This window comes from Deltaproteobacteria bacterium (assembly GCA_030654105.1).
Lineage (GTDB): Bacteria > Desulfobacterota > SM23-61 > SM23-61 > SM23-61 > JAHJQK01.
The window spans coordinates 1-7626 of the sequence record JAURYC010000181.1; the positions used below are offsets into that span (position 1 = coordinate 1).

Sequence of the window (7626 nt, forward strand, 5' to 3'; positions counted from 1 at the left end):
CCTGGCAGTATACGTCTTGGCCGGTTTCTTCCGCACCAACCCCAAATCGAACGAAGCATCCCTCAAATATTTTCTCTTGGGGGCCTTCTCGACGGGATTCTTACTTTACGGCATCGCCTTAATTTATGGGGCTACGGGAACGACCAATCTGAAGGGCATCTACGAATTCGTTCGCAAGATCCCTTCCCTGCCCGACCCTCTTCTCCTCATCGGTATGGGATTGCTGATTGTCGGATTCGGGTTCAAAGTCGCCTCCGTCCCCTTCCACATGTGGACGCCCGATGTGTATGAAGGGGCTCCGACCTCGATAACAGCCTTCATGTCCGTGGGGCCCAAAGCCGCTGGTTTCGCCGCTTTCCTGCGGGTATTTCTTTACGCCTTATCCTCCCTGCAAACGGATTGGGTCTGGATCCTTTGGGTTTTAGCCGTACTGACCATGACTTTGGGAAATATAGTAGCGATTGCCCAGAAGAACATTAAGCGCATGCTGGCCTATTCCAGCATCGCCCACGCGGGTTACATCTTGGTGGCTATGGTGGCCGCTGGCGAACTGGGTACGGCAAGTGTCCTTTATTATATCCTGGCCTATGCCTTCATGAACCTGGGAGCCTTTGGGGTCATCATTCTCTATGGAAGAAAGGGTGAGGAAAACGTCAACCTCAGCGATTACAGTGGGATGGCGTCAAAATACCCACTGCTGGCAGCGGTCATGGCTATTTTCATGTTCTCCCTGGCGGGAATTCCTCCTACGGCCGGCTTTGTCGGCAAATTTTATATCTTCAGCGCGGCGGTTAAAGCAGGGTACATTGGCCTGGCCATCATTGGCGTCTTGAACAGCGCCCTGTCGGTTTTCTTCTACCTGCGCGTAACCGTGATGATGTATATGCGTAACCCGGAAAAGGAATTGGCCAGATTGGACCCATCTCCGGCCATGGTCATTGCCCTCATCATTGCTGTTTTCGGCACCCTGCAGATAGGGATTACCCCCTCCCATTACCTGAATCTGGCCAAGCAGTCCATCCTGGCCTTGATGTGAACCATTCGCAGGCACTGGCCTTATTTAATTGCGGACTGCGGAATGCAGAATGTGGAATAGTTGAAAAAAATTCCGAAATCCACAATCCGAATTCCAAAATCTTTATGCCGATGCTACTCGCGCTCATCGCCAAGAACTTCTGGCCACGAACAAGGATTCTGTAAGAGTGAAGAGGGCTGGGCCAGATACCCGGTTTGACAGAGGTATTTTTCTGTGCTAACGTTCAACTCGTTTTCGAGTTCTTGCGCGACCCGAAGCTTGGGGAATTGGGGTAGAACGACGCATTATGCCAGAATAGGAGTGACGGGGATGACCCTGCAGGAAGTCAAAGAAATTCTTAATGCCCAGATGATCGTCGCTCCCCAGGACTTACAGCTGGACGTCAAGATGGCCTGCGGATGCGACCTGATGAGCGATGTCTTGGCCTTCACCAAAGAGGACTCTCTGCTCCTGACTGGTCTGACCAACCTTCAGGTTGTCCGGACCGCAGAGATGGCTAACGTCAAGGCCGTGGTCTTCGTCCGGGGTAAGGAGCCTGACCGGGAAACCATTGCTTTGGCGATGGAAAAAAAGATTCCCATAATGCTCACGGACTTGCCGATGTATGAAGCCTGCGGCCGCCTCTACCAGCGCGGGCTTCCGGGATGTTCCGAGGCTGAGGAAGGGAGTTGCGCGGTTGATGGGCGCTGAGCCCTGCTTCCAAGAAACCTTTCCTATCAGCGGGGGAGACTTTACCAATGCGGGAGAAGTGTCCAGCAGAGTAAAGAAAATTTTACAAGAATTGGGGGTTGCCAATAAAGTCATCCGGCGGGCAACCATTGCGACCTATGAAGCGGAAATGAATGTCGTTTGGTACGCCAGAAAAGGAACTCTGACCCTTGCTGTAAATCCCGAATTGTTGCACATCAGCGTGGAAGACGAAGGAGAGGGCATTGCCGACATAGAATTGGCCATGAAAGAAGGGTATTCCACAGCCTCTCCGGAGATCCGGGAGATGGGCTTCGGAGCGGGGATGGGGTTGCCCAACATCAAAAAAAACTCTGACGAATTTCATATCCGTTCGGTGGTCGGCCAGGGCACGTTTCTGGAGATATATATTCGCCGGCAATAGAGAGGGTTCAGGAGCAAGGACTGGTCATCTAACTCTTGGCAATTCCCAAAAGGGCAGTTCACTGAGCTCCAGCAGAGATGTTGAGAGAATATTGCACCGACCTGCACATTCATACCTGCCTTTCCCCTTGCGCTGACTTGGACCTCTCACCCCGGGAGATTGTCGAACGAGCCAAGAAAGAGTGTCTGGACATCATCGCCATCACGGACCATAACACGGCTCAGAACGTACGGGTCGTGATGCGCTTGGGAGAGCAGCGGGGGCTGAAAGTCATTCCCGGGATGGAAGTGCAAACTCGGGAAGAAATCCATCTACTTACTCTCTTTCCCGACTGGCCGTCGACCGCAGCTTGGGATGAGGAAGTTTATCGCCACCTCCCTCCTATGCAGAACGATCCCGAAATTTTCGGGGATCAGCCCGTTGTGGACGAGGAAGGGAATATTGTAAAGTTTGAGGAGCGCATGCTTTTAAACTCCCTTGACCTTTCCCTGGAAGAGGTCAAGCATCGCGTGGAAAAACACGGAGGCTTGATGATCCCCTCGCACTTTAACAAAGGTTCCTTCAGTTTGATCAGCCAGCTGGGATTGATTCCGGAGGATTTGGAACTGGAGGCCTTAGAGATGAGCCGCCAGAGCAAGCTTCGTGAGCAGACAGTTATCGCCGCTACTTCTTTATCTATTCCCAGGATTATTTCCTCCGATACCCATCGTTTGCAGGACATCGGCAGCGCGTACACCGTTTTTCTTTTAGCCGAGGCCAGCCTGGAAGAATTGCGCCTGGCCTTCCGGGGTCAGGCAGGGCGGCGCATTACTAAAAAGATTGATAGCGGGATGACTTTACTTTGAAAATTCGGTTTCCTGTTCACCGCAGAGCACGCGGAGAACGCTGCTCCGTGTTCTCGGCACTACTAACGTTCAAACTCTGAAAATAAGGAGGAAAAGATGACCTTTCGAACCATCGAAAAGAAAAACTTCCCGCCTTTCATCGAAAAACTGATGCCGGCTATGGAAGTGGTAGGGGTTCGGGAGAAAGTAGAGGGAAAGTATGAGTTTGCCCTTCTGGAATCGCCGTCCCAGCTCTGCTTGGACTATGATGTTACGCTCCTTTCCCCCAAAAAATACTTCCTGCCCCCCCGGGAGACTTTGTTAAAGTTCAGGACGGGTAAGACGGTAAGCTGCGAGGCGGTGCTGGCAAGCAAACCCTTGGCGATCATCGGGGTTCATCCTTACGACCTTAAGGCCATTGCCCAGCTCGACCGGATCTTTGCCGATGCCAACTCGGATGAACACTACCGTAAGAAACGGCAGGACGCCGTGATCATCGGCTCGGACATCAGGAGGTCCTCTCCCTATGCCTTCTGTAAATCGATGAACTCGGCGACGGTCCAAGAAGGCTTTGACCTTTTCCTGACCGACATCGGGGAGGGGTACGTAGTGGCGGTGGGAACGCAGAAAGGCCAAGATCTCCTGGCCCAATGGGCCACTTCCCGGGCAGCAACGAAAGAGGAGGTTGCCAAACGGTCTGAGATTCAAGAAAAAATCCCGTACCTGTTTTCTTTGAATACCTTGACCACGCCCTATGATGAGTTGCCCAGGCTTCTCACGGATCATGCCGCCAGCAAGCTTTTCGATGAGTTAGCCGAGAAGTGCTTTAGTTGCGGCTCCTGTAATTTGGTCTGCCCTACCTGCTACTGTTTCGATGTGCAGGACGAGATGGCCCTGAATCTATCCGAGGGAGAACGGTTCCGATTGTGGGACGGTTGCTTGCTGGAAGGTTTTGCCCAAGTGGCTACGGGTGAGAATTTTCGGGAGGACCGGGCGGAGCGGATTCGGCACCGGATCTTTCGCAAGGGCAAATATATCTATGAGAAATACGGGGAACATGGCTGCGTGGGTTGTGGAAGGTGCGCCTCTGCTTGTCTGCCGGACATTGCCAACCCCGTGGAGATTTTTAACCGGTTAAAGGAGGGCAAGTGATGATGACCGCTGCACAGGTTCAGCCAACATCGATTTACCTGCCCAGCCTGGCGGAAATCGTCAGGACGGAGCAGTTGACCAAGATGGAGAAGCTCTTCGAGATCAAACTTCAAAACGACCAAGAATTAGGGCACCAGCCGGGTCAGTTCGTCGAAGTTTCTTTATTCGGCATCGGCGAAGCTCCCATTTCCGTTTCTTCCTCACCCACCAAGAAGGGTTCCTTTGAGCTGGCGGTGCGGGCCGTGGGCAACGTCACCAAAACCCTGCACACCCTCAATCGTGGGGCCACGCTGGGAATCCGGGGGCCGTTTGGTAAGGGCTTTCCCATCGAGGAGATGAAGGGTAAGGATATTCTTTTCGTCGCCGGCGGTATCGGTCTCGTGCCCCTGCGTTCTCTGATCAATTATGTTTTGGATAATCGCTCCCATTTCGGCCGGGTTTTTGTGCTCTTCGGCGCCAAAACACCCGCCGAGCAACTTTTCCTGGATGAACTGGCCAAGTGGCGCCAAAGCAAAGATATGGAATACTGGGAAACCGTGGATCGGTCCGACGGCCAATGGAAAGGAAATGTAGGGGTCATCACCACCCTTTTCCCCAAAATCACCGTCGACCCCCAGAAGACGATCGCCGTAATTGTTGGCCCGCCGATTATGTATCGCTTCGCGATCCTGGAAGCGCAGGTCAAGGGGATCCCCGACGACCAGATCATCGTCTCCTTGGAGCGGCGAATGAAGTGCGGTGTGGGCAAGTGCGGCCACTGTCAGATCAACCACATATACGTCTGCCAGGAAGGCCCCGTTTTCAGTTACGCCAAGATCAAGGACTTAAAGGAGGCCATTTGATGAAACCCAAAATCGCTTTTTTTGATTTTGCAAGCTGCGAAGGTTGCCAGCTTCAGGTGGTCAACCTGGAGGCGGAGATGCTCGACGTAATAGGCGCGGTGGACATCGTCCAGTTCCGCGAGGCCATGACCGAGAAGAGCGATGATTATGCTATTGCCTTCGTCGAAGGGAGTATCACCCGGGAAAAAGACATCCCCCGTCTGAAAAAGATCCGCGAGCAAGCCGCTATCCTTGTGGCCTTGGGGGCTTGCGCCTGCATTGGCGGAGTGAACTGCCTGAAAAACTTCCAACCCCTCGAGGATGTCAGGAAATACGTCTATGGGGATAAGGCCGACTGGTACGAAACCTTCGCCGCCCGGCCCATCGACGCCGTGGTGCCGGTGGACTATTACATCCACGGGTGCCCCATCCACAAGGATGAATTTGTGAAGGTGACCAAAGCCCTGCTCCTGGGCAAGAAGCCGGAGATTCCCACCTATCCGGTCTGCGTGGAATGCAAGCGGACGGGCAATGTGTGCGTTTTCGAGCTGGGACTCACCTGCCTAGGGCCGATAACCCGGGCCGGATGTGGAGCCTGGTGTCCCACGTATCGCGATAACTGCGCCGGATGCCGCGGGCTCGTCCCGGATCCGAACACCAATGCGGAGAAGGAAGTCCTCAAGAAGTATGGTCTCACCGTGGAGCAGGCCATTAGTCAATTTCGCATTTTTTTAGGATATTCGGAGGTAGCCAAATGAAAAATATCAACGTCAACGTGGATCACCTAACCCGCGTCGAAGGGCACGGTAATATTGTTGTCAACGTGAAGGAAGGAAAGATCGAAGAATGTAAGTGGGAAGTTGTAGAAGCCCCACGCTTTTTTGAGGCCTTTGTCCGGGGGCGGAGTTACCTGGAAATCGCCCATATTACCTCCCGCATCTGCGGCATCTGTTCGATCGGACACACTCTTTGCTCCCTGCAAGCCACGGAAGCAGCCATGGGAGTCAAAATTTCCGAACAGACCCGGCTTTTGCGCCGCATCCTCATTCAGGGAGAGAACCTGCAAAGCCATGTGCTCCACTCCTATTTTTTGGCCGCACCGGATTTTGTGGGGGCGCCCAGCGTCTTTCCCTTAGTGCAAACCCACCCCGAAGTGGTTGTACGGGCTCTGCGCATGAAAAAACTGGCCAATGACCTCTGCGATGTTTTTGGTGGCCGTACGGTTCATCCCATTACGCCCACCGTAAACGGATTCACCAAGTTGCCTGAAATCAAGGATATCAAGGAAATACGCCGACGCTTGGTGGCCGCTGGCCCGGACCTGGAAGCAACCCTGGCGTTATTCAAAACCCTCAAAATTCCCGATTTCCAACGGGAGACGGAATACATATCCTTGAAATCGAAGGAAGAGTACGCCCTGTACGAGGGAGTAATCGCCTCCACGGATGCAGGCACAACCCCCGTGGCAAACTATCGGAACTGGACCAATGAGTACCTGGTTCCGCAATCGACGGCCAAATACACCAAACACGTGCGGGATTCTTATATGGTCGGAGCGCTGGCCCGGTTCAACAACAACCATGACCAGCTCCCCGCGAGGGCCCAAAAAGCGGCCGAAGAGTTAGGCCTGAAGGCCCCATGCTATAATCCCTTCATGAACACCGTGGTCCAAGTCGTGGAGGTGGTTCACGCCCTGGATGAAAGTATCCGCTTGATCGATGAACTCCTGGATAAAGGATTGAAGGAAGAAGATCGGCGGATTTTGCTGAAGGCCGGAAGGGGTGTGGGATCCGTTGACGTGCCCAGGGGCATCCTCTTCCACGACTACACCTACGACAAGAACGGGATTTGTGTTGAGGCCAACTGCATCATTCCCACAAACCAAAATCATGCCAACATCCAGAAGGATATGGAAGCCTTGCTTCCCCAGGTTCTGGACCGGCCTCAGGAGGAGATTCGTCTGTCCTTGGAAATGCTGGTCAGGGCATATGACCCTTGCATCTCGTGTTCTACGCATCTCCTGAAGGTGGAGTTCGTTTAAGCGGGGTACGAGTTTCGCCAACGCGGAAATCACCAGGAAGAAGGCAAACCGGTGGCCGGCAAAACTCTGATCATCGGGGTGGGAAACCTTTTGCTCAAGGATGAAGGGGTAGGCGTTCATGTAGCCCAAGAGTTGCAAAAGAAGGACCTGCCTGCCGAGGTTGAAGTTTACGATGGAGGTGTGGCGGGAATCGGACTGCTTGATTTTTTCCGGGAAGCCTCTAAGCTGCTGCTGATCGATGCCGCTGAAATGAACCTGAAGCCGGGTACGGTCGTGCGTTTTACTCCAGAAAAGGTAAAGGACCTGAGTGGAGGTGGAAAGTTTTCAACCCATGATGTGGGCCTCCTGGAAGTTCTGGAACTGGCCAAGGCTTTAGGGCATTGCCCAGAAGATGTGGTCATCATCGGTATCCAGCCCAAGGAAATCTCCTGGGGAACAGACCTGTCCCCCGAAGTTCAGGCATCGATTCCCCAAGTAATGGAAATGGTTTTAAAGGAAATCTCTTCAAATTTTATTGCCACAGAGGTCACCGAGGCCACAGAGAATAATAAAATGAACAAAGAAGGTGAAACCTCGGCTCCTTAATGGCCAGAAAATTGATTTATTATTATTCATTTACTCTATGAAAAACTCTGTGTTCT

General features: G+C 53.0%; 9 protein-coding genes. All 9 read left to right on the top strand.

Features of this window, described 5'->3' with window-relative positions; all coding sequences use genetic code 11:
* The coding region (locus Q7V48_07605; GenBank protein MDO9210598.1) for an NADH-quinone oxidoreductase subunit N at positions 1-1036 on the top strand (1036 nt) is incomplete at its 5' end.
* Positions 1037-1345: 309 nt separating this feature from the next.
* Positions 1346-1726, top strand: coding sequence for a DRTGG domain-containing protein (locus Q7V48_07610; GenBank protein ID MDO9210599.1), 381 nt, complete (start codon positions 1346-1348; stop codon positions 1724-1726).
* The gene (locus Q7V48_07615; GenBank protein MDO9210600.1) at positions 1716-2147 is read left to right on the top strand and encodes an ATP-binding protein; all 432 of its coding nucleotides are present in this window, start codon (positions 1716-1718) and stop codon (positions 2145-2147) included. Before Q7V48_07610 ends, Q7V48_07615 begins: the two co-directional genes overlap by 11 nt.
* 77 nt (positions 2148-2224) lie before the next feature.
* On the top strand, positions 2225-2992 hold the full coding sequence (locus Q7V48_07620; GenBank protein MDO9210601.1) for a PHP domain-containing protein: 768 nt from the start codon (positions 2225-2227) through the stop codon (positions 2990-2992).
* Between the two features lie 96 nt (positions 2993-3088).
* A complete protein-coding gene (locus Q7V48_07625) occupies positions 3089-4123 on the top strand; it encodes a 4Fe-4S dicluster domain-containing protein (GenBank protein ID MDO9210602.1) in 1035 nt (344 codons plus the stop codon).
* 2 nt (positions 4124-4125) lie between these two features.
* Positions 4126-4965: an FAD/NAD(P)-binding protein gene (locus Q7V48_07630; GenBank protein ID MDO9210603.1), complete on the top strand. Its 840-nt coding sequence runs from the start codon at positions 4126-4128 to the stop codon at positions 4963-4965.
* Positions 4965-5702, top strand: coding sequence for an NADH:ubiquinone oxidoreductase (locus Q7V48_07635; protein ID MDO9210604.1), 738 nt, complete (start codon positions 4965-4967; stop codon positions 5700-5702). The genes Q7V48_07630 and Q7V48_07635 overlap by 1 nt, the downstream gene beginning before the upstream one ends.
* Positions 5699-6985 (top strand): Ni/Fe hydrogenase subunit alpha, encoded by a 1287-nt coding sequence (locus Q7V48_07640; GenBank protein ID MDO9210605.1) that lies wholly within the window; start codon positions 5699-5701, stop codon positions 6983-6985. Before Q7V48_07635 ends, Q7V48_07640 begins: the two co-directional genes overlap by 4 nt.
* 51 nt (positions 6986-7036) lie before the next feature.
* A complete protein-coding gene (locus Q7V48_07645) occupies positions 7037-7570 on the top strand; it encodes a HyaD/HybD family hydrogenase maturation endopeptidase (protein MDO9210606.1) in 534 nt (177 codons plus the stop codon).
* The last annotated feature ends 56 nt before the right edge of the window (positions 7571-7626 follow it).